The 18,886-nt window shown below is 66.5% G+C and carries 26 protein-coding genes; 11 read left to right on the top strand and 15 right to left on the bottom strand.

Annotated elements, in window-relative coordinates; all coding sequences use genetic code 11:
* Positions 1-60: 60 nt before the first annotated feature.
* Positions 61-387, top strand: coding sequence for an ArsR/SmtB family transcription factor (locus tag ON40_RS22560; RefSeq protein ID WP_222971904.1), 327 nt, complete (start codon positions 61-63; stop codon positions 385-387).
* Here ON40_RS22560 and ON40_RS22565 read toward each other — a convergent pair whose 3' ends face one another.
* A complete protein-coding gene (locus tag ON40_RS22565) occupies positions 388-939 on the bottom strand; it encodes a TetR/AcrR family transcriptional regulator (RefSeq protein WP_040826041.1) in 552 nt (183 codons plus the stop codon).
* A gap of 86 nt (positions 940-1,025) precedes the next feature.
* On the opposite strand from ON40_RS22565, the gene ON40_RS22570 reads away from it, so the two are divergent.
* Positions 1,026-1,760, top strand: a complete 735-nt coding sequence (locus tag ON40_RS22570) for an SDR family NAD(P)-dependent oxidoreductase (RefSeq protein ID WP_040825735.1) — start codon at positions 1,026-1,028, stop codon at positions 1,758-1,760.
* 142 nt (positions 1,761-1,902) lie between these two features.
* Complete coding sequence (locus ON40_RS22575) at positions 1,903-2,151, top strand: hypothetical protein (RefSeq protein ID WP_040825737.1); 249 nt, start codon at positions 1,903-1,905, stop codon at positions 2,149-2,151.
* Positions 2,152-2,372: 221 nt separating this feature from the next.
* Here the strand turns inward: ON40_RS22575 and ON40_RS48285 are convergent, their stop codons facing one another.
* Positions 2,373-2,738 (bottom strand): hypothetical protein, encoded by a 366-nt coding sequence (locus ON40_RS48285; RefSeq protein ID WP_157186371.1) that lies wholly within the window; start codon positions 2,736-2,738, stop codon positions 2,373-2,375.
* A gap of 202 nt (positions 2,739-2,940) precedes the next feature.
* On the opposite strand from ON40_RS48285, the gene ON40_RS22585 reads away from it, so the two are divergent.
* Positions 2,941-3,129, top strand: a complete 189-nt coding sequence (locus ON40_RS22585; protein WP_157186372.1) for a hypothetical protein — start codon at positions 2,941-2,943, stop codon at positions 3,127-3,129.
* A gap of 427 nt (positions 3,130-3,556) precedes the next feature.
* On the opposite strand, the gene ON40_RS22590 is transcribed toward ON40_RS22585, so the two are convergent.
* The 3 genes from ON40_RS22590 to ON40_RS22600 are packed head-to-tail and all read right to left on the bottom strand — an operon-like array spanning position 3,557 to position 4,890.
* On the bottom strand, positions 3,557-3,760 hold the full coding sequence (locus ON40_RS22590; protein WP_040825741.1) for a DUF397 domain-containing protein: 204 nt from the start codon (positions 3,758-3,760) through the stop codon (positions 3,557-3,559).
* A gap of 39 nt (positions 3,761-3,799) precedes the next feature.
* Entirely contained in the window at positions 3,800-4,003 is a 204-nt protein-coding gene (locus ON40_RS22595; protein WP_040825742.1) for a DUF397 domain-containing protein, read from the bottom strand.
* Positions 4,000-4,890: a helix-turn-helix domain-containing protein gene (locus ON40_RS22600; RefSeq protein WP_040825743.1), complete on the bottom strand. Its 891-nt coding sequence runs from the start codon at positions 4,888-4,890 to the stop codon at positions 4,000-4,002. Before ON40_RS22600 ends, ON40_RS22595 begins: the two co-directional genes overlap by 4 nt.
* Before the next feature lie 272 nt (positions 4,891-5,162).
* On the opposite strand from ON40_RS22600, the gene ON40_RS51995 reads away from it, so the two are divergent.
* Both ON40_RS51995 and ON40_RS52000 read left to right on the top strand, forming a co-directional pair.
* Positions 5,163-5,450, top strand: coding sequence for a hypothetical protein (locus ON40_RS51995; RefSeq protein ID WP_157186373.1), 288 nt, complete (start codon positions 5,163-5,165; stop codon positions 5,448-5,450).
* A gap of 309 nt (positions 5,451-5,759) precedes the next feature.
* Positions 5,760-5,903 (top strand): hypothetical protein, encoded by a 144-nt coding sequence (locus tag ON40_RS52000; protein WP_157186374.1) that lies wholly within the window; start codon positions 5,760-5,762, stop codon positions 5,901-5,903.
* Positions 5,904-6,038: 135 nt separating this feature from the next.
* Here the strand turns inward: ON40_RS52000 and ON40_RS52005 are convergent, their stop codons facing one another.
* The 5 genes from ON40_RS52005 to rpsO form a co-directional block, all read right to left on the bottom strand.
* Positions 6,039-6,536, bottom strand: coding sequence for a hypothetical protein (locus ON40_RS52005; RefSeq protein ID WP_157186375.1), 498 nt, complete (start codon positions 6,534-6,536; stop codon positions 6,039-6,041).
* A 136-nt stretch (positions 6,537-6,672) separates the two neighbouring features.
* Entirely contained in the window at positions 6,673-6,795 is a 123-nt protein-coding gene (locus tag ON40_RS50055) for an Lsr2 dimerization domain-containing protein (RefSeq protein WP_083895834.1), read from the bottom strand.
* 212 nt (positions 6,796-7,007) lie between these two features.
* A complete protein-coding gene (locus tag ON40_RS22610) occupies positions 7,008-8,351 on the bottom strand; it encodes a M16 family metallopeptidase (RefSeq protein ID WP_051193440.1) in 1,344 nt (447 codons plus the stop codon).
* Positions 8,352-8,403: 52 nt separating this feature from the next.
* Positions 8,404-10,674, bottom strand: a complete 2,271-nt coding sequence (locus ON40_RS22615) for a polyribonucleotide nucleotidyltransferase (RefSeq protein ID WP_040825745.1) — start codon at positions 10,672-10,674, stop codon at positions 8,404-8,406.
* 418 nt (positions 10,675-11,092) lie between these two features.
* A complete protein-coding gene (rpsO, locus tag ON40_RS22620; RefSeq protein ID WP_040825746.1) occupies positions 11,093-11,362 on the bottom strand; it encodes a 30S ribosomal protein S15 in 270 nt (89 codons plus the stop codon).
* A 233-nt stretch (positions 11,363-11,595) separates the two neighbouring features.
* Here rpsO and ON40_RS22625 point away from each other — a divergent pair, with 233 nt between their 5' ends.
* On the top strand, positions 11,596-12,414 hold the full coding sequence (locus ON40_RS22625) for an alpha/beta fold hydrolase (protein WP_040826044.1): 819 nt from the start codon (positions 11,596-11,598) through the stop codon (positions 12,412-12,414).
* A gap of 36 nt (positions 12,415-12,450) precedes the next feature.
* Here the strand turns inward: ON40_RS22625 and ON40_RS22630 are convergent, their stop codons facing one another.
* Positions 12,451-13,419, bottom strand: coding sequence for a bifunctional riboflavin kinase/FAD synthetase (locus tag ON40_RS22630; protein WP_083895835.1), 969 nt, complete (start codon positions 13,417-13,419; stop codon positions 12,451-12,453).
* A gap of 289 nt (positions 13,420-13,708) precedes the next feature.
* Here ON40_RS22630 and ON40_RS22635 point away from each other — a divergent pair, with 289 nt between their 5' ends.
* Both ON40_RS22635 and ON40_RS22640 read left to right on the top strand, forming a co-directional pair.
* Positions 13,709-14,362 carry a metal-dependent transcriptional regulator gene (locus ON40_RS22635; RefSeq protein WP_051193441.1) on the top strand — a complete coding sequence of 218 codons (654 nt, stop codon included), beginning with the start codon at positions 13,709-13,711 and terminating at the stop codon, positions 14,360-14,362.
* A gap of 55 nt (positions 14,363-14,417) precedes the next feature.
* Positions 14,418-14,615 (top strand): hypothetical protein, encoded by a 198-nt coding sequence (locus tag ON40_RS22640; RefSeq protein WP_040825748.1) that lies wholly within the window; start codon positions 14,418-14,420, stop codon positions 14,613-14,615.
* Here the strand turns inward: ON40_RS22640 and ON40_RS22645 are convergent.
* Both ON40_RS22645 and ON40_RS22650 read right to left on the bottom strand, forming a co-directional pair.
* Positions 14,609-14,785: a hypothetical protein gene (locus ON40_RS22645; protein ID WP_169541892.1), complete on the bottom strand. Its 177-nt coding sequence runs from the start codon at positions 14,783-14,785 to the stop codon at positions 14,609-14,611. The genes ON40_RS22640 and ON40_RS22645 overlap by 7 nt on opposite strands.
* Positions 14,786-14,828: 43 nt before the next feature.
* A complete protein-coding gene (locus tag ON40_RS22650; RefSeq protein WP_040825752.1) occupies positions 14,829-15,056 on the bottom strand; it encodes a hypothetical protein in 228 nt (75 codons plus the stop codon).
* 95 nt (positions 15,057-15,151) lie between these two features.
* Between ON40_RS22650 and ON40_RS22660 the strand changes: the two genes are divergently transcribed.
* A complete protein-coding gene (locus ON40_RS22660; RefSeq protein ID WP_157186378.1) occupies positions 15,152-15,469 on the top strand; it encodes a hypothetical protein in 318 nt (105 codons plus the stop codon).
* 449 nt (positions 15,470-15,918) lie between these two features.
* Positions 15,919-16,317: a nitroreductase family deazaflavin-dependent oxidoreductase gene (locus ON40_RS22665; protein ID WP_040825758.1), complete on the top strand. Its 399-nt coding sequence runs from the start codon at positions 15,919-15,921 to the stop codon at positions 16,315-16,317.
* A 30-nt stretch (positions 16,318-16,347) separates the two neighbouring features.
* Here ON40_RS22665 and ON40_RS22670 read toward each other — a convergent pair whose 3' ends face one another.
* A complete protein-coding gene (locus tag ON40_RS22670) occupies positions 16,348-17,406 on the bottom strand; it encodes a tartrate dehydrogenase (RefSeq protein ID WP_040825760.1) in 1,059 nt (352 codons plus the stop codon).
* A gap of 52 nt (positions 17,407-17,458) precedes the next feature.
* The gene (locus ON40_RS22675) at positions 17,459-18,868 is read right to left on the bottom strand and encodes an NAD-dependent succinate-semialdehyde dehydrogenase (RefSeq protein ID WP_245567951.1); all 1,410 of its coding nucleotides are present in this window, start codon (positions 18,866-18,868) and stop codon (positions 17,459-17,461) included.
* Between the last annotated feature and the right edge of the window lie 18 nt (positions 18,869-18,886).

An 18,886-nucleotide genomic window follows, 5' to 3' on the forward strand; every position in this document is an offset into this window, starting at 1 on the left:
ATCGAACTCAACGACCGTCGGTGCGGTTTGATTCCCATCAAACCTAAAGTGAGGTGGGTCATAGTGAATACGACAGCGACCGTGGAGTCCTTCCCCGTGGGCTCGGTCCAGGACGTGCTGGCCGCACTCCAGGACCCGGTACGCCTGGAGATGGTGCGTCGCCTGGCGAACGCCGGTATCGCGCAGCGCTGCGGCGTCCTCTACGACACCATCAACAAATCCACTGCCACCCACCACCTGAAGACCCTGCGCGAGGCAGGTCTCACCGAGCGCATCGTCGACGAGGGACAGGTCTACGCGCGCCTGCGCCGCACCGAGGTGGACGCCGAACTCCCCGGCCTGCTCGACTCGATCATCGCCGCCGCCAACCGTGCGCGCACCGACTGATCACCGAGCGCGCAACCCGTCCAGCACGAAGGTCAGCGACCGTCGCCAGGCCGGCGTCCCGACGCTCTCCCCGAGCAGCGACAGCGCCCACATCAGATTGACCACGTCGATATCGGTGGCGTCGGCGCGCAGCACCCCGTCCCGCCGCGCGCGATCCAGCACCGCCGACAACCCCGTCATCCCCCGCGAACACGCCTGAACCAGCCCGGACGTGGCCGGATGTTCTACGGTGAACGCCTCGAACAGCGCCCGGTCCGCGGTGAACCGGCTCAGCATGTTCTCCACGAATTCGCTCAGCGCGATCCACGAATCCGGTTCGGCCGCAGCCCGTTCGGCGAATTCGTCCAGCTCCGCGACCCGCTGCGGCACGAGCGCGTCGATCAACGCGTCCCGGTTCGGGAAATGGTTGTAGAGCGTGCCGATACTGACCCCCGCCCGCCGCGCGACCTCCTCCAGCGACCCGGACAGCCCCTGCTCGGTGAACACGGCCGCGGCCTCCTGCAGCAGCCTGTCACGGTTGCGGGCCGCATCGCGGCGCATCGGTCGGGGCACAGGACCATCATACAAAACTTGAGGACCCCCTCAGTCTAGTGCTAACCTCCGAACCTGAGGGGGGCCTCAACATTCTGGAGATGACAATGACGAACACCACACGCACGGCCGTGATCATCGGCGTCGGCCCCGGCCTGGGCATGTCCATGGCCCGCAAATTCGGCCGGGAGGGATACCGGGTCGCCCTGATCTCCCGCAGCGACGCCCGGCACGGCGACTACCTGGCCGATCTGTCGGCCCTGGGCATCGAAGCCACCGCGCACACCGCAGACGTCACCGATCCGGACCGGTTGGCTGCGGTGCTGGCCGAGATCGCCGCGGCCGGTGATATCGAATTCGCTTACTACGGACCGACTCCCGCACAACTCCCGGTCCCGATCACCCAGGTCGACGTGGCCACCGCGAGGACGGCGTTCGACTGGGTCTGGCCCGCGATCCAGTTGGTCGGGGCAGTGCTGCCGGGGATGGTGGAACGCGGTACGGGCGGAGTGATGATCTCGGGCGGACTGTCCAGCGTGCGCCCGTTGCCGATGCTGGGCCAACTCGCGCTCGTGGTCGCGGCGCTGCGCAATTACGCGCTCACCCTCAACGCCGCACTCGCCGACCAGGGCGTCTACGCGGGCACACTCACCATCGGCGGCCTGGTCGAACGCGGCGACATCCACGCCATGGTCACTGCTGATCCGTCGACATTCGGTGGCGCGCAAGCACATACGCTCGATCCCGACGATATCGCCGAAACCGCCTGGGAGATGTACCGGAAGCGGGATCGGGCCGAGACGGTATTCGACGCTCTCGGCGACCGACTGAAGATCAGCTGAAGATCCGGCGGCCCGTATACCTGTTTTCTGCGTCGTTTTCCCAAGTAGGACAGCGTTTTTCGGGCGTTTCGCGGCGCCTGCGGCAGCACTCGGTACTGACTACGCTCACCAGCGTCTCATCCAACACACAGGAGGTAACCGGATGCGAATTTCCAAGCTGCGGTTGGGGATTGCCGCCATCGTCGGAGCAGTGGCGTTCACCGGAATCGGCGCGGGCGCGGCCTACGCGTTCCAGCCGCATATGCTCACCGCCCGCGGCGACCTGACATCCGCCCAGGGCGAGCTGCAGCAGGCGATCCCGGACAAGGCCGGACATCGGGTCAACGCCGCGCGCCTCATACAGCAGGCGATCAACGAGGTGAACGCCGGAATCCAGGCCGGCGCACAGTAATTCGAACAAGTCGGGGAGTCGCGGGCCTGGTCTCGAGCGCGGCGCCGACCGGTGTCGACGTCGGCCGCGGTTACAGCATGATCATCCTGACCTGCCCGGCGTCCTACGACCATCCGCATGTCGCAAAGACTTTCGCGCACGACGCGATTTCCCGAACACAGCACTGTGGCCCGATCGGTCGACCGATCGGGCCACAGTGCTGTGGTATCGAGCAGCGCGAGCTACGCCCAGCCCAGCGACTGCAGGACCTGCCACCAGAGGTCCGGCGGGTAGCCGCCGAGCGGATACGAGGGTGCCCGCGGGTCGTCCCGGAATCCCTGCGGCGGGTAATACGTGTGGTGCCACTGGCTCTGCGGCGGCGCATCCGTCCGCGGCTGGCAGCGGTAGAAGTCGCACGGCTGGGGCTGCCGCTGCTGCTGGGGCTGCGACTGCCGTTGCGGCTGCGATTGCGACGGCGGGCCGGACTGCTGATCCGGAGCCGCATTCGCGTTCGCGCCCATCCCGATGAGCGGAACAGCGACCAACACGCCCGTCACCACGGTCTTCGCGGCAATACGACGAAGATGTCCTTGTCGGAGACTAGCCATGTGCAATCCTCTCCTCCCGGGCCCAACGACCCGCGACAGCTGGATTCATTTGGTTTCACACCGATCACGCACGGGTATACAGCAATTCCGTAGCGAATGTCGAGCTTTTCGACCGAAACTTCGCAAACCTCGCACAATTCGAGCCTTTATCGCCCTTTTCGACGCTATTGTCCATTTGCGCAACTCCGCTGCCTGCGGCACCGTGACCGATACCGCGTTCACATTCCCGACCGGCGGGGTGATCACCTACCACGGCGCTGCCGACGCCGACGCCTACGACGACTCCCTAAATGCGCAGTGGCTGCGAACCGCACTCGACCACATCTTGACCGGCGGCCCCGCGATCGCCGACACCGAACCGATCGGCTGCACCATCAAATGGACACCGTAATGCCGACGCGACGGCCGCCCCGGTCCGCTCCCGGACCCGCAGGACTTGCGCGACGCCCTCGACCGCGTTTTCCCGTCCGCGTGAAAGTTGTTCGATGCCAACCGTATTCGCAGGCGTCATCTACGTCCTCCCGCCGACTGCTTCTGGGTTGCCCGGCTCCCCAACAACTTCCGGCGGCACATTGTAGCAGCAGTTGACGGTCCTACTGCCACTGGCCATCCCGTTACCTCTGGGCCTGACATTCCGCCTGCACAAGAAGCGCAGAGCACGAGAACTACGCCGCCGATCACGCCCCGGCCACCGCGTCGTAACCCACGGCGGACTCCATGGCGTCATCGCCCATCTGGACGAGTCCGTAGTCGGCCTGGAAGCAACGCGGGCGTTGTCCAGGTCTACGACCGGGCCGCAATCGCGCGCGTGCTGTGAGTCAGCAGCCGAGGCCGCCGGAATTGATGTTGGCGGCGAACGCATCCCACTCGGTCGGCGCGAAGATCAGCGCCGGGCCGGTCGGATTCTTATTGTCACGGACGCCGACCGCCCCCTTGTCGAGAAACGCCACCTCGACGCAACCCTTCATCCCTGAACTACGGCTGCTCTTGAACCACTGGGCTGCAGACAGATCAACATTCATGAGATGCACTCCTTCGCGATCTGGAGCATGCTGGCGGCCTTATGAGTCCAGGTGACCTCGGTTGAGATCGGCAGTGAAGGCGTCCCACTCCCCCGGAGCGAAGACCAGCGCCGGACCGGTCGGAGTCTTGCTGTCACGGACGCCGACGACACCCTCGTCGAGGAAGGCAACCTCGACGCAATCCTTGGACCCGGAACTGCGGCTGCTCTTGAACCAATGAGCCTGGGACAGATCAACGTTCATGTGGAGTACTCCTTTGCGACCTGAAGCATGAGTGAGCGGCTGGCCTTCTCGTCCAGCGCTATCCGTTCGACGTGGGTACGAACTTCACGATACCGCCGAATTTCTTCTGTCTGTTCGAGATACAGATCGCCGAGAAAGCCCTGTACGTACACAACCGGCGGCATCGAAAGGTCCGCCGTGGGACGGGGCGCAAACTCCAAGATCACGAACGAACCCACGATCAGAGCTTGATACATACCTGCTGACGAGGGCACTACGCGGATCGAAACGTTGTCGAGCGCAGCCATGTCCGCGAGTTGAAGCAGCTGGCCTTCCATCACACCGAGGCCACCGACTGTTCTGCGCAACACCGTCTCATCGATGAACGCATTGATGCCCAACGGCTTGTCGTGTCTCTTCAGCCGCTGTTGTCGCCTCATCCCCACCTCCAGCATCCGTTCGACATCACCGGTGGGTTTGTTGGGGAACTCGGCCCGGATCAACGCGCGCCGGTAGTCCGCCGTATGCAATAACCCGGGCAGCAGCGTCGTCTGGTACGACGTAATCCGCTCCGCCGCATCCTCCAGGCTCACGAACAGACCGAACTCCTTCGGGATCGCATCCTCGGCGAATGCCTGCCACCAGCCCTTGGCCTTGGTCTCCTGGACCAGCTCCAGGACCACCTGCGCCTGTTGGGCGTCGGATTCGTAGAGGTCGCACAGGTGCTTGATCAGGACCGGGTTCAGCCGAACCGCTTGTCCTGTCTCGATTTTCCAGAGGGTGGAGCGCGCGACGGCGATGGCCTCGGCCGCGTTCTCGCGGCTGATGCCCTGTTTCACACGCATCGTCTCCAGGGTGAGGCCGAGCATGCGGCGAGCGACGTTGCTGTCGGTGGTGGGGGATGCCATGGGTGGACCTCCTCGGATCTTGTTTGCGAAAAGGTGGTTCAACTCGAACGGGAATGTGATGCCAACTGAAACGACGCCGAATTTTTCGCGAACCGCCGTCGTAAAGCATTGCGGCAGAACTCATGCGGGAGTCTCATGGGAATACGCCCGGCGGCCGGGTCGACCACCATTCCCGCTCACCTGGCACGGATCTCCCGGAGCGGCATCTCGTCCCCGGCCGCCGGACGACCCAATCCACTATTCTCACAACCACTTTCGGAGTTGTCGCCACGATGCTAGAGGATTCAGCAACCGATGACAAGCAACCATTCGCCGACAAACGAGAACTCGGAGAAATGGTTGATCATCAAGCAGTGCAACAGCTTTTGGACATTCCAGAACCATTCTTCCAGTACCGGAACGAGCCCATGGAAACCCTTCCGACACCATACGGCAATCAGGCGACGCGGCCGAGCGAACCAATGATCTCGAATACCGCCGAACCGCAACCGTTTCAACGAATTCTGGACAACCTCGACCGAATCATCCGCGAACTGCGCGAGAACGGCGATCCGAGGTGAGCCCCCTGTCCGCCTGGGATGTCACCGCGAACATCATCACCGTGATCGCCGGATCCGCTGTGACCTACTGGTCCTGGGTTGCTTCTGGCCCTCACCCCGGCCGAACCGACACCCCCGCCCTCCCGCCGCCGAATCCCCCTCCGGACGGGCTGCACGACCATCCCGATGCCCCCTGCTCCACGTCCGCTGGCCTGCCGAATGGACCTGCCCTCGTCACCGCCCCTGAGCCAGGACTCCGAACCCATACCGCAGAATCCCCGAATCCACAGCCCCACACCAGAGCCCGATGAATCAGGTCGGTTCGACGCATTGACCGTCCGAGCCGCCCAGGCCGGTTACCACCTGATCCAGAACTGGCCCAACTCCCACCACTGGTACCTCCTGGACCCCACCGACAACCAACCCCTCCACACCGCCCCCCTCGACTCCATCGCAACATGGCTGGACGGCTGACCCCGGGGTGTCGCCGGTCCGGTGACACCCCGGGGCGAGAATCGACTCGTATGCCCGTTCAGGGCACCGGATGCACTTGCGGCACAGGATATTCCATCCAGAGCAGATCGCTCATCTCGTTGCGCGCGTTGAAGATCAGATTGACGAAACCGTCGTGGACGACGACGGCCGGGGCCTCCCATGCGTAGGCGCCGGGGACCTCGTCACCGCTCCAGCCATTCGGGCCCAGCGTGGACACCAGCAGGTTACCGGCGTCGCGGCGGAGGAAACCGAGTATCCGTTCGTTGCCGAGCCCGCAGCGGCCACACCGGCGTTCGCGAACTCGTTCGGCTGGTGCACGGTGCGCGCCCAGGTGCCCGAACCGGGGCCTTCGGGCTCGGAGTAGGCCATGTCGATGATCTCGCGGCCCTGGTCGTTCGAGGCGAACAGCAGATGCAGCTCGTCGACCAGGGCCGACAATGCCGGTGCGCCCCAACTGCTCTCGCCGCCGCACGACATCGGGCAGCTCCAGCCGTGATACTCGTCCCAGGTGGTGAACAGCAAATCCTTGGACGGGCCGTCGGCTACGTAGGCGCAGAACAACCGACCTTCGTACGCCGCCAGCGCGGGTGCGGCCGCGGTGTAAGGGCGCACCGCTGGAATCCCTGGGAAACACGGTGTTCCGATCCGTCTACCGCACGGCTGGCGGCGCGGCCGGTTCGACACCGTACTGCTCCCAGTCCTCTGCCTCGTCATCGTCGAAACGCGTTGCCTTACGGGACATCTCGATTCACGGTAACAGAACCGCACGCAGCTTCTCCGCATTCCCCTCGCACAGGTCGATCTCGTAGTCCACCCCCTCGAAGGAGAACTCGACCGTCCCGTCCGCCACCGACAACCCCGTCGTAGTCATCGATCGGATTGATCACCTGCTTGGCCACGTCGTCACCCTCCGTCTGCGCGCCGCCCGGTACTGCTGTCCGCTCACCATAACCGGCACCACCGACAAGAACCAGGGTCGAATACGAACCACACCCCGGATCGGCCGATCGCGAAAAAAATCCCGGAAGACCAACCGGCAGTGAATATTCCGGCGGTCTTCCGGGACCACGATCCTCCGGGCGATCAGTCCGCCAGACGGCGTATCGAGACCGGCAGATCCCGGGCGCGCCGGTACGGGCCCGCGACCGAGACCGCGAAGGGGCGGGACAACAGGGTGCGGGCCACCGCCGAGACCTCGGCGGTGGTGACCGAATCGATGCGGGTGAGGGTTTCCGAGACGCTGCGGTGGTTGCCGTAGCTGAGTTCGCTGCGTCCGATGCGGTTCATGCGTGAGCCCGAATCCTCCAGGCCCAGAACCAGACCGCCGCGCAGCGCCCCCTTGGCGCGGGCGCACTCGGCGTCGGTGATCCCTTCCGTAGCAACCTCTTCCAGGACCTCGCGCGCCAAAGACGCCACCTGGCCCAGGTTTTCGGGTTGGCAGCCCAGATAGACCGAGAACGCGCCGGTGTCGGCGAAGGTGTCCACGCTGGAGTACACCGAGTACGCCAGACCGCGTTCCTCCCGGATGCGCTGGAACAGCCGCGAGGACAGACCGCCGCCGAGCACGGTGTTCAGCACCGACAGCGGCCAGCGCTTCTCCCCTTCGTGCCGCCCGAACGCGCGGACGCCGAACACCAGATGAGCCTGCTCGCTGTCCCGGTACATCCACTGCAAGTGCGGCGGAGTATGCGTGCGGAACCGGCCCTCGCGCCGCGGAGCGGGCTCGCGAACCGGATCGAGCCGACCCGCGAACGCCCGGTGCACCAACTCCACCGTGTGCTCGTGCTCGACGTTCCCGGCCACCGCGACGACCATCCTGTCCGGACGGTAGCGACGCTGATGGAACCCGCGCAGCTGATTCGCGGTCATCGACTCGATGGACTCGACCGTGCCGATCACCGGACGACCCACCGGATGGTCGCCGAACAGCGCGGTGAGGAACGCGTCGCCGACCATGTCCTCCGGATCGTCGTCGCGCATCGAGATCTCCTCGAGCACCACCTGACGCTCCACGTTCACGTCCTCGGCCCGGCACAACCCGTTGAGCACGACATCGGACACCAGATCCACTGCCAGCGGCAGATCCTCGTCCAGCACGTGCGCGTAGTAGCAGGTCTGCTCCTTGGCGGTGAACGCGTTGAGCTCACCGCCGACCGCGTCCACGGCCTGCGCGATATCCAGCGCCGTGCGAGTCGGAGTCGCCTTGAACAGCAGGTGTTCCAGGAAATGCGCGGCGCCGGCCACGCTCGGCCCCTCGTCACGCGAACCGACGCCGACCCACACCCCGACCGATGCGGACCGCACCCCGGGGACATGTTCGGTGACCACGCGCAACCCGCCCGGCAGCACGGTGCGCCGCACCCCGCTGTCGCCGGGCGGAGGGAGAGTCGTCTTCAGCAGAGACGAACCCCCCTGCTCGCTGTCCAGGAGCAAGGGGGTCGAAAGCGCCGCAGCGTTTTTCTTCGTCACACCAGAGTTTTTACTCGGCACCGGCCTCGACCGCAGCACTCTCGTCGGCGGCCGGAGCCTCGCCGGCCTCTTCCTCCTCGACGGGGACGAGGGAGATCTTGCCGCGGTTGTCGATGTCGGCGATCTCCACGCGCAGCTTGTCGCCGACGTTCACCACGTCCTCGACCTTGCCCACGCGCTTGCCGTTGCCCAGCTTGGAGATGTGCACCAGACCGTCGCGGCCCGGCAGCAGCGAGACGAACGCGCCGAAGGCGGTGGTCTTGACGACCGTGCCCAGGAAACGCTCGCCGACCTTCGGCAGCTGCGGGTTGGCGATGGCGTTGATCGCGTCGATCGCGGCCTGCGCCGACGGGCCGTCGGTCGCGCCGACGAACACGGTGCCGTCGTCCTCGATGGAGATGTTGGCGCCGGTGTCCTCGGTGATCTGGTTGATCACCTTGCCCTTGGGTCCGATCACCTCGCCGATCTTGTCGACCGGGATCTTGATCGCGGTGACGCGCGGGGCGTACGGGCTCATCTCGTCCGGGCTGGCGATGGCCTCGGCCATCACGTCCAGGATGGTCAGGCGCGCGTCGCGGGCCTGGTTCAGCGCACCCGCGAGCACCTTGGACGGGATGCCGTCGAGCTTGGTGTCCAGCTGCAGCGCGGTGACGAAGTCCCGGGTACCGGCGCACTTGAAGTCCATGTCACCGAAGGCATCCTCGGCGCCGAGGATGTCGGTCAGCGCGACGTAGCGGGTCTCGGTCTTGCCCGACTCGTCGGTGACCTCGTCGGATACCAGGCCCATCGCGATGCCCGCGACCGGGGACTTCAGCGGCACACCGGCGTTCAGCAGCGACAGGGTCGAGGCGCACACCGAACCCATCGAGGTGGAACCGTTGGAGCCCAACGCTTCCGAGACCTGACGGATGGCGTACGGGAACTCCTCCTGCGAGGGCAGCACCGGAATCAGCGCACGCTCGGCGAGGGCGCCGTGGCCGATCTCGCGACGCTTCGGCGAACCGACGCGGCCGGTCTCACCGGTGGAGAACGGCGGGAAGTTGTAGTGGTGCATGTAGCGCTTGGTGGTCTCCGGGCCGAGCGAGTCGACCTGCTGGGCCATCTTCACCATGTCGAGAGTGGTGACACCCAGGATCTGGGTCTCGCCGCGCTCGAACAGCGCCGAACCGTGCGCCCGCGGAACCACCGCGACCTCGGCGGACAGCGCGCGGATGTCCGCCAGGCCGCGACCGTCGATGCGGAAGCCGTCGGACAGGATGCGCTGGCGCACAAGCTTCTTGGTGACCGAGCGGAACGCCGCGCCGATCTCCTTCTCGCGGCCCTCGAAATCCTCGGCGAGGCTGGACAGCACCGCGAGCTTGATCTCGTCGGTCTTGTCGTCGCGCTCCTGCTTGCCCGGGATCGACAGCGCCTCGTTCAGCTCGCGCTTCGCGGTGCCCTCGACGGCGGTGTAGACATCCTCGCCGTACGGCGGGAACAGCGGGAACTCCTCGGTGGGCTTGGCGGCCAGCGTCGCCAGGTCCTGCTGCGCGCGGCACAGCCGGGCGATGAACGGCTTGGCGGCCTCGAGACCTTCTGCCACAACGGTTTCCGTGGGCGCCTGGGCACCCTCCTCGACCAGCGCGATGACCTTGTCGGTGGCCTCGGCCTCGACCATCATGATCGCGACGTCACCGTCGACGACCCGGCCCGCGACGACCATGTCGAACACAGCGCCCTCGAGCTGCTCGACGGTCGGGAACGCCACCCACTGGCCCTCGATCAGCGCGACGCGCACGCCGCCGACCGGACCCGAGAACGGCAGTCCGGAGATCTGGGTCGACGCCGAGGCGGCGTTGATGGCCACCACGTCGTACAGATCCTTGGGATCCAGCGACATGACCGTCACCACGACCTGGATCTCGTTGCGCAGGCCGTCGACGAAGGACGGGCGCAGCGGCCGGTCGATCAGGCGGCAGGTCAGGATCGCGTCGGTGGAGGGACGGCCCTCACGGCGGAAGAACGAACCCGGGATACGGCCCGCGGCGTACATCCGCTCCTCGACGTCCACTGTCAGCGGGAAGAAGTCGAACTGGTCCTTGGGCTGCTTACCGGCCGTGGTGGCCGAGAGCAGCATGGTCTCGTCGTCCAGGTAGGCCACGACCGAACCGGCGGCCTGCTTGGCGAGGCGTCCGGTCTCGAACCGGACGGTACGGGTGCCGAAGGACCCGTTGTCGATCAGTGCGACCGACTCGAACACACCCGGTTCGACCTCTACGGCCGAGCTCACTGTGTCTGTCATTTTCTCTTCTCAACCTCTCGTCTTCGCCGGATCAAGCGCACGTGAGCGCGATCCGGCTGTTCAGCCCTCAGCCATGTCCCCGGCTGAGGGATCAGGCCGTACCCAGGCTTGGGCGCGCGACAACCCTCCTGGTTGCTACGCGTACACCCGACCGGTTCCCCCTTGGAAGCGGCGACGCGGAGGCGGCCATCGATCGAAGCCCCACGGCGGAGTCGTCTCCTGCCGAAAGGCCACTACCGAGGACCGACGCCACGAGGACGGATGCGTACGGCATGTGGCACCGCCGTACCGGAACCTCACGAGGTCCGCATGCACGACTAGCCGACGGGGAGATTGTAAGCCTCCCCATCGGCTGCCTTGTCAAGTGCCTCACTGTGTCGCTGCGGAAACCGGGCGATCTCCGACATCGCGAACAGTCCTAGCGACGCAGGCCCAGACGCTCGATCAGCGAACGGTAACGCTGGATGTCCTTGGCCTGCAGGTACTTCGACAGGCGACGACGACGACCGATCAGGGCCAGCAGGCCGTGCCGGGTGTGGTGGTCGTGCTTGTGCACCTTCAGGTGCTCGGTGAGGTCGGAGATCCGCTTGGACAGCAGCGCGATCTGGGCCTCCGGCGAACCGGTGTCCGTCTCGTGCAGGCCGTATTCCTTGAGGATGGCCGACTTCTGCTCGGTGGTCAGAGCCACGAATCACTCCTGATGTTTCAGTCCGCGCTCGAGGGACCGGGAACCGAATCCCGGGCGGGCGCCGCCGCGAACCACAGCAAACCCGACGAGCCAGCCTACCGGATCACCTGCGGCGATCCGAATCGGTGTCCGGAGCGGCCGCCGGACCGGTCGCGACGATTACTCCGGAGGTAATCGCGTTCATTCCCTCCGACCGCGAATATCGGTGGCACACCACAGAACAGGAGATGACGATGCCGTACTTCCAGAGCACCGACGACACCACCCTCGCCTACGAGGTGTACGGATCGGGCGCACCGATCGTGTTCCTGGCCGGATGGTCGCTCAACACCGATATGTGGGAGCACCAGGTGCCGTACTTCGTCGAGCGGGGTTACCGCTGCATTCTGCTCGACCGACGCGGACACGGCCGCTCCGATCGTCCCGCCGACGGCTACGACAACGACACCCGCGCCGACGACGTCGCCGCACTGCTGGAACACCTCGACATCCGCGATGCGGTGTTGATCGGGCATTCCGGCGGTGGCGCCGAAGCGGTGCACTACCTCGCTCGCCACGGTCAGGACCGGATTCGGCGGCTGGTGCTGGTAGCCGCGGCGGTGCCGAAGCTGAGCTGGAGCCCGGACCATCCCGCCGGTATTCCGCAGGCCGCGATCGACGCCTCCATCGCGGCGCTGTGCGCCGACCGGGCCAAGTGGATGGCCGATCGAGCACAGGGCTATTTCGCGACCCATCTGGGCAACGACGTGTCCCCGGCGCTCATCGACCAGGAGGTCCGGCGCTGTCTGTCGGCCGCTCCGTGGGCCGCGAAGACGATGCAGCGCGCGATCGGCGACTCGGATCTGCGTCCCGATCTGGCCGAGATCACCCTTCCGGTGCTGCTGCTGCACGGCCTGGCCGATCAGTCCATCCCGATCGGGCCGACCAGCCATGTCGCGGTGCAACTGCTGAAGGACGCCGAGCTGAAGGAATACCCCGCCGCCGGGCACGGGCTCTACGTCACCCACGCGGCGCAGCTCAATGCTGATATCGCCGAATTCATCTCGGCGTGAACGGTTTTCGAGGCCGCGCAGGACGCCGGTTGCGGACTACCGTCCGGGTTCGGCGAGCAACTCGCGGGTGCGGTTGACGTCGCGGGCGATCTCGGCGGTCAGCTCGTCGACCGAGGCGAAGGCGCGCATCGGACGCAGATGCTCCACGAAATCCACCGCGACGTGCTGCCCGTACAGATCGGCATCGGTGTCCAGCACGAACGCCTCCACCGTGCGGGTGCGGCCGGAGAAGGTCGGATTGGTGCCGACCGAGATCGCCGCCATCATCCGCTTGCCCGGCTGGGTCGTGCCGACGACCGCACCCGGGGTCAGCACGGTGAACCATCCGGCGTACACGCCGTCGGCGGGGATGGCCGCGTGCATGGGCGGGGCCACGTTGGCGGTCGGATAGCCCAGATCGCGGCCACGGCCGTCGCCGTGCACGATGACGCCCTCGAGCCGGTGCGGGCGGCCCAGCGCATCGGCCGCGGCGGCCATGTCACCGGCGTCCACGCAGGCGCGAATGTAGGTGGAGGAGAAGGTGACCGCGTGTTCGCCGACCAGTTTGACCCCGTCGACCTCGAAGCCGAAACGCCCGCCCAGCTCCTGCATGGTCGCCACGGTGCCCGCGGCCTTCTTGCCGAAGGTGAAGTTGTCCCCGACCACGACCTCGCACACGTGCAGCTTCTCCACCAGCAGGTCGTGCACATAACGCGCCGGGGTCAGCTTCATGAACTCGTGGGTGAAGGGCATCACGCAGAACACGTCGACGCCGAGTTCCTCCACCAGATCCGCGCGGCGGGTCAGCGTGGTGAGCTGCGCCGGATGCGAACCCGGGCGGACCACCTCCATGGGGTGCGGATCGAAGGTCATCAGGACCGAGGGAACACCGCGCACGGCCGCGGATTTCACGGCGCGACCGATCAACTGGGCATGACCGCGGTGCACGCCGTCGAACACCCCGATCGTCAGGACACACCGGCCCCAGTCAGCGGGCATCTCCTCGAGACTTCGCCATCTCTGCACACACGGCAGCCTAGTCACGCCCGCTCGGGACGGGCATTCCGCGGTGTGGATGTTCACAGCCGCGCCGGACGCAGATCCGTCGGGCGTCACGCTCACGTCATCTCCTCGGGGGATCGCCCATCCGCCCGCGCCGCTGCGACTCGGTCGTTCCGACCTGCCCGGCTAAGCTCGATACGTGCCCGGAAAACGAGATATCGCCACCCGACGTGAGCTCGTCGCCCCCGCCGCGTCACCGGTATCCCAGAACTCCCCGCACGCCGAGGCCGGATCCGGGGGAAGTGTCGCGCCGGTGCTGTCCTCGGTCGCGCAGGACTACCTCAAGGTGATCTGGACCACGCAGGAGTGGTCGCAGGAGAAGGTGACGACCAAACTGCTCGCCGAGCGCATCGGCGTCTCGGCGTCCACGGTGTCCGAGGCGGTCCGCAAGCTGGCCGATCAGGGCCTGGTCGAACATGCCCGCTACGGGGCGATCACGTTGACCGAGGAGGGCCGCCGCGCGGCCATCACGATGGTGCGCCGCCATCGGCTCATCGAGACGTTCCTGGTCAACGAGCTCGGCTACGGCTGGGACGAGGTGCACGACGAGGCCGAGGTGCTCGAGCACGCGGTCTCCGAGACGCTGATGGAACGTATCGACACCAAACTCGGTCACCCGGATCGCGATCCGCACGGCGATCCGATCCCGTCGGTGGACGGTGCGGTGCCCACTCCGCCCGCCCGGCAGCTCAGCGATTTCCAGGCCGGTGAAAACGGCCGCGTGGCAAGGATTTCCGATTTCGATCCGGCGATGCTGCGGTACTTCGACTCGGTCGGAATCGCGCTGGACACGCCGATCGCGGTGGTGGAGCGCCGGGATTTCGCGGGCACCATCGCGGTGCAGATCGGTGATCAGACCGTGGATCTGGGCAGCCTTGCCGCCGAGGCCATCTGGCTCACATCCTGACCGGGTGCGGCCCACGCCCGGAAACGAATGCGCGGGCCGACACGACATATCGACCATGACTCGTCGATCCGTCGCCGCCCTGGCGGGCCTGGCCGCTTCCCTGTGCGTGGCAGGCTCGGCCGCCGCCGGTCCGATGATTCCCGCTCCCCCGCCGACACTGCACTGCCACACCCCTTGGCAGTTCCCGCACGAGCAGAACGGCCGGTGGGCGTGCATCGGCGGGCACGGCCCGGTCGTGCTGCCGCGTCAGTGAAGGCTCACGGTGCAGTTCATACCACCCGCAGGGCAGATCAACCGGACGAATTTGGGCGACTGGCCGGGCAATAGCTGCAGAATCGGGATCGGCTTGTCCTCCAGACCGCCGTTCTCCGGATCGAAGGAGATATTGCCGCTGGCGCCGCGCACACCGTTCACACCATGCATCCCCTCGAGCATCTGCACGACATCGTCGGCTGTCGCCGCCTGACTACCCCCCCGACACCACCCGGCGGACGGCGAAGTAGATGACATCGGGGTCGTCGACGCAGATCTGTGCACCCATCCGAGACAGCAGATTGTCCGCACCGGCGTCCTGGGACAGGTACGTCTCGGTGCCGCGGGAGACGTGATCGGCATCGGAATGGCTGATGTCCAGCAGATACCAAGGGTTCCAAGGAGATTCGTCGATATTGCCGTGCCGCCAGTCCTCGTCCACCAGTGGCGAATACCGGCAGCGGATCGGGATCCGCGGCGCGATCGCGCGCCTGTTGCAGGGCGAACAGGAACCGCTGTCCGCCCGGGGTGTGCGCATTGTCCAGCAGCACAGCGCAATCGAGCGTGCGGCGGCTGCGATTGAAGCCGGAGTACGCGCGGCGTAGATCGGCCAGGAACGCCTCGCAGAAGATGGCGTCGGCGTCGGCCTGTTCGTTCGCGTCGCCGTCGGTCGCCCAGTTCGCGATATCGATCAGCGCATCCTCGGGTTTGCCCCGCGTGGTGGAGAGTTTGTCGATGCCGCAACATCCCCCAGCGATCGGCCCGGCCCAGACCGCGCAGCAGCCGATCGGTGGCCGGGGCCGCCCAGCCGGGCAGGCTCTGACCGCTGGCGACCTCACCGGCGAGCGGCGTTGAGGTGGACCGAATTGCCGACCACGAGCATGCACAGCCACAATTCGAGAAAGGCGATCCGGCCGAACTGCGGCAGGCCTTGCTCAGCCCGAAGGCCAACCGGCCCAGCGCTTCCCGGGTGCGGTGACCGAGCGGAAGTCCGAATGATGCGCCGTGCTGCCGCCACGGCGGTGTTCTCGTGATCTCAATATTTGCCGCGGGGATGCGGGAATCACGCTGCGCCATCAGCGAATTGGCGACAGGACTCGCCGCCGCCGGTGCCCGAAAGCGGCTCAGATGCTTCTCGAGCAACCGGCGGCGGTCGTATCCGAGATAGTACCCGGCAGGCCCGTAGGCAGCCACCGAACACCATCAGGTATTCGGTGCTGCGGTCGTTGTGGATCTGCCGTATTTTCTCATCGGACTCGAAAATCCGGCGCGGACGCCCGCGCCCGCACCGACGAGGTGGTTGTATGTCCACTCCAGACCGCGAAATCAGCTTGTTCCCCGAATGGCTGGATCGCATCCAGACCCGGTACGTGAATCCGATGGTGCGCCCGCTGGCCCCCTACCTGCCCTGGTTCGCCGTCGTCGAACATCGGGGCCGCAAATCCGGCCGGACGTATTCGACGCCGGTCAACGCCTTCCGCTTCGACGGCAAACTGTGCGTCGCCCTGGGGCACGGCCGCACCGACTGGGTGAAGAACGTGCTCGCCGCCGACGGGGCCGAGGTGCGGATCCTCGGTCGCCGGTGGCGAATCGTCAATCCCCGCATCGTCGACCGCGAGGAGGCCGGACCCGGGCTGCCGCTGGCCGCGCGCGTGGCCGGAGCCCGGGTCAAGCTGTTCCTGGCCGATATCGCGACGGACTGAGCGGCCCGTCGGGCGACGCGCGCGGCGAGGTCAGGGAATCAGGCTCACCGCGCGTTCGGCGATCGCCGTGCCGATGTCGGTGGTGGTGCTGGTTCCGCCGAGATCCGGGGTGCGGACCGCGCCCTCGGCCAGTACATCGCAGACCGCACGGTCGATGGCGGCCGCGGCCGCGCGTTCGCCCAGATGATCGAGCATCATTGCGGCGGCGAGGATCTGGGCGACCGGGTTGGCGATGCCCTGTCCCGCGATATCGGGTGCGCTGCCGTGCACGGCCTCGAACATCGAGGGCGTATCGCGCTGGGGGTTGATATTGCCCGAGGGGGCCAGTCCGAGCCCGCCGGTGACGGCCGCGGCCAGGTCGGACAGGATGTCGCCGAACAGATTCGACCCGACGATGACGTCCAGGCGATCGGGATGCAGCACGATCTCCGCGGCCAGCGCGTCGACGTGCATCTGCCGGGTCTGCACCGCCGGATATTCGGTCGCGATGCGTTCGAAGACGCTGTCCCAGTACGGCATCGAATGGATCAGGCCGTTGGATTTGGTGGCCGAGCACAACCGCCCGCCGCGCTGGGCGGCCTGCTCGAACGCGTATCGGATGATCCGCTCGCAACCCGCGCGGGTGAACACCGATTCCTGCAGCACGAATTCCTCCGGGCGGCCCGGATTGTGGATGCCGCCGATCTCGGAATACTCCCCCTCGGAGTTCTCCCGGACGATCAGGATGTCCAGATCCTCGGCGGTGCGGTCGCGCAACGCCGATTCGGTGCCCGGCAGCAGCCGCACCGGGCGCAGATTCACGTACTGCCCGAAGGCGCGGCGCAGTGGAATCAGCAGGCCCCACAACGAGATATGGTCCGGGACGCCCGGAAAGCCCACCGCGCCCAGCAGAATCGCGTTGAATCCGGCGAGCCGGACCGGGCCGTCCGGCGGCATCATCGACCCCGTGCGCAGATAGTTCTCGCACGACCAGTCGAATTCGGTCCACTCGATGCCGGGCAGTACCGCGTCCACGACGCGCACGGCCTCCGCGGTCACATCGACCCCGATGCCGTCGCCGGGGATGGTCGCGATTCGGTAGGTACTCAACGAATCTCCCTCACAGTGTCACTGATGTATTCCTGCGTACTGTTCGCGACGCTCACACCTTCACGCCGATGTACTTGGTCTCGAGGAACTCGTCGATTCCGGTGAATCCGCCCTCGCGACCCAGGCCCGACTCCTTCACCCCGCCGAACGGGGCCGCGGGGTTGGAGATCACGCCCTGATTCAGTCCTACCAGACCGGTTTCCAGCGCCTCGCTCACGCGCAGACCGCGCCGCAGGCTCTCGGTGTATACGTAACCGATCAGGCCGTAGGGGGTGTCGTTGGCGCGTTCGACCGCCTCGGCCTCGGTGTCGAAGGCGGTCAGAGCCGCTACGGGACCGAAGATCTCCGTGTGGCACATCGCGGCCTCGTCCGGGACGCCGGTGAGAACCGTTGCGGGATAGAAGTTTCCGGGACGGCCGTCGGCTTCGCCGCCGAGCAGCACGGTGGCGCCGCGCTGTTTCGCATCGGCCACCAGATCGGTCACCTTCGTCACCGCGTCGCTGTCGATCAGGGGGCCGACCACCGCGTCCGGCTCGGTGCCGCGGCCCATCGGCAGGGCGGCCATCCGCTCGGTCAGGCGGCGGGCGAAATCATCGATGACGTTGCGCTGTACCAGAATTCGATTCGCCGCGGTGCACGTCTGGCCGATGTTGCGCATCTTCGCCGCAAGCAGGCCCTCCACGGCCTCGTCCAGATCGGCGTCCTCGAACACCACGAACGGCGCGTTGCCGCCGAGTTCCATCGAGGTCCGCATGACCGTGCGGGCGCACTGCTCGAGCAGGATCTTGCCCACGGCGGTGGATCCGGTGAAGGAGAGTTTGCGGGAGCGCTCGTCCATGATCATCGGCGTTATCACCGCGGCCGGATCCGAAGTGGTCACCACGTTCACCACGCCCGCGGGCAGTCCGGCACGCACCAGGACATCGGCCAGGGCCAGCATGGACAGCGGGGTCTGCTCGGCGGGTTTGACCACACAGGTGCAGCCCGCGGCCAGGGCCGGGCCGATCTTGCGGGTGCCCATGGCGAGCGGGAAATTCCACGGCGTGATGAGCAGGCTCGGCCCGACCGGCTGACGGGTGATCAGGAAACGCGAACCGCCGCCGGGCGCGGGCATGTAGCCGCCGTCCAAGCGGACCGCCTCCTCGGCGAACCAGCGGAAGAACTCTGCGGCATAAGAGATTTCGCCGCGCGCCTCGGCGAGCGGTTTACCCATCTCCAGGGTCATGATCAGCGCGAGGCGGTCGGTCTCCTCGAGCAGCAGGCGGTAGGCGCGCATGAGCAGATCACTGCGTTCACGCGCCGGGGTGCGGGCCCAGTCGCCCTGCGCATCGGCCGCCGCGGCCAGGGCGTCCAGGCCGTCATCCGGCGAGGCGTCGGCCACCTCGCACAACACCCGACCGGTTGCCGGATCCTCGACCGGCAGCCGTGCGGCGGTCTGGCGCCAGCCACCGCCGATGAACAGTCCCGTGGGGACGCTCTC

This window comes from Nocardia jiangxiensis NBRC 101359, assembly GCF_000308615.1.
In the GTDB taxonomy this organism is placed as follows: domain Bacteria; phylum Actinomycetota; class Actinomycetes; order Mycobacteriales; family Mycobacteriaceae; genus Nocardia; species Nocardia jiangxiensis.

Coding starts and splice junctions, on each gene's coding strand:
- ON40_RS22570 (WP_040825735.1), top strand. CDS start 1,026: ATGACGAACACCACACGCACGGCCGTGATCATCGGCGTCGGCCCCGGC.
- ON40_RS22575 (WP_040825737.1), top strand. CDS start 1,903: ATGCGAATTTCCAAGCTGCGGTTGGGGATTGCCGCCATCGTCGGAGCA.
- ON40_RS48285 (WP_157186371.1), bottom strand. CDS start 2,738: ATGGCTAGTCTCCGACAAGGACATCTTCGTCGTATTGCCGCGAAGACC.
- ON40_RS22590 (WP_040825741.1), bottom strand. CDS start 3,760: ATGAATGTTGATCTGTCTGCAGCCCAGTGGTTCAAGAGCAGCCGTAGT.
- ON40_RS22595 (WP_040825742.1), bottom strand. CDS start 4,003: ATGAACGTTGATCTGTCCCAGGCTCATTGGTTCAAGAGCAGCCGCAGT.
- ON40_RS22600 (WP_040825743.1), bottom strand. CDS start 4,890: ATGGCATCCCCCACCACCGACAGCAACGTCGCTCGCCGCATGCTCGGC.
- ON40_RS51995 (WP_157186373.1), top strand. CDS start 5,163: ATGCTAGAGGATTCAGCAACCGATGACAAGCAACCATTCGCCGACAAA.
- ON40_RS50055 (WP_083895834.1), bottom strand. CDS start 6,795: ATGACTACGACGGGGTTGTCGGTGGCGGACGGGACGGTCGAGTTCTCC.
- ON40_RS22615 (WP_040825745.1), bottom strand. CDS start 10,674: ATGACAGACACAGTGAGCTCGGCCGTAGAGGTCGAACCGGGTGTGTTC.
- ON40_RS22625 (WP_040826044.1), top strand. CDS start 11,596: ATGCCGTACTTCCAGAGCACCGACGACACCACCCTCGCCTACGAGGTG.
- ON40_RS22640 (WP_040825748.1), top strand. CDS start 14,418: ATGACTCGTCGATCCGTCGCCGCCCTGGCGGGCCTGGCCGCTTCCCTG.
- ON40_RS22645 (WP_169541892.1), bottom strand. CDS start 14,785: ATGCATGGTGTGAACGGTGTGCGCGGCGCCAGCGGCAATATCTCCTTC.
- ON40_RS22665 (WP_040825758.1), top strand. CDS start 15,919: ATGTCCACTCCAGACCGCGAAATCAGCTTGTTCCCCGAATGGCTGGAT.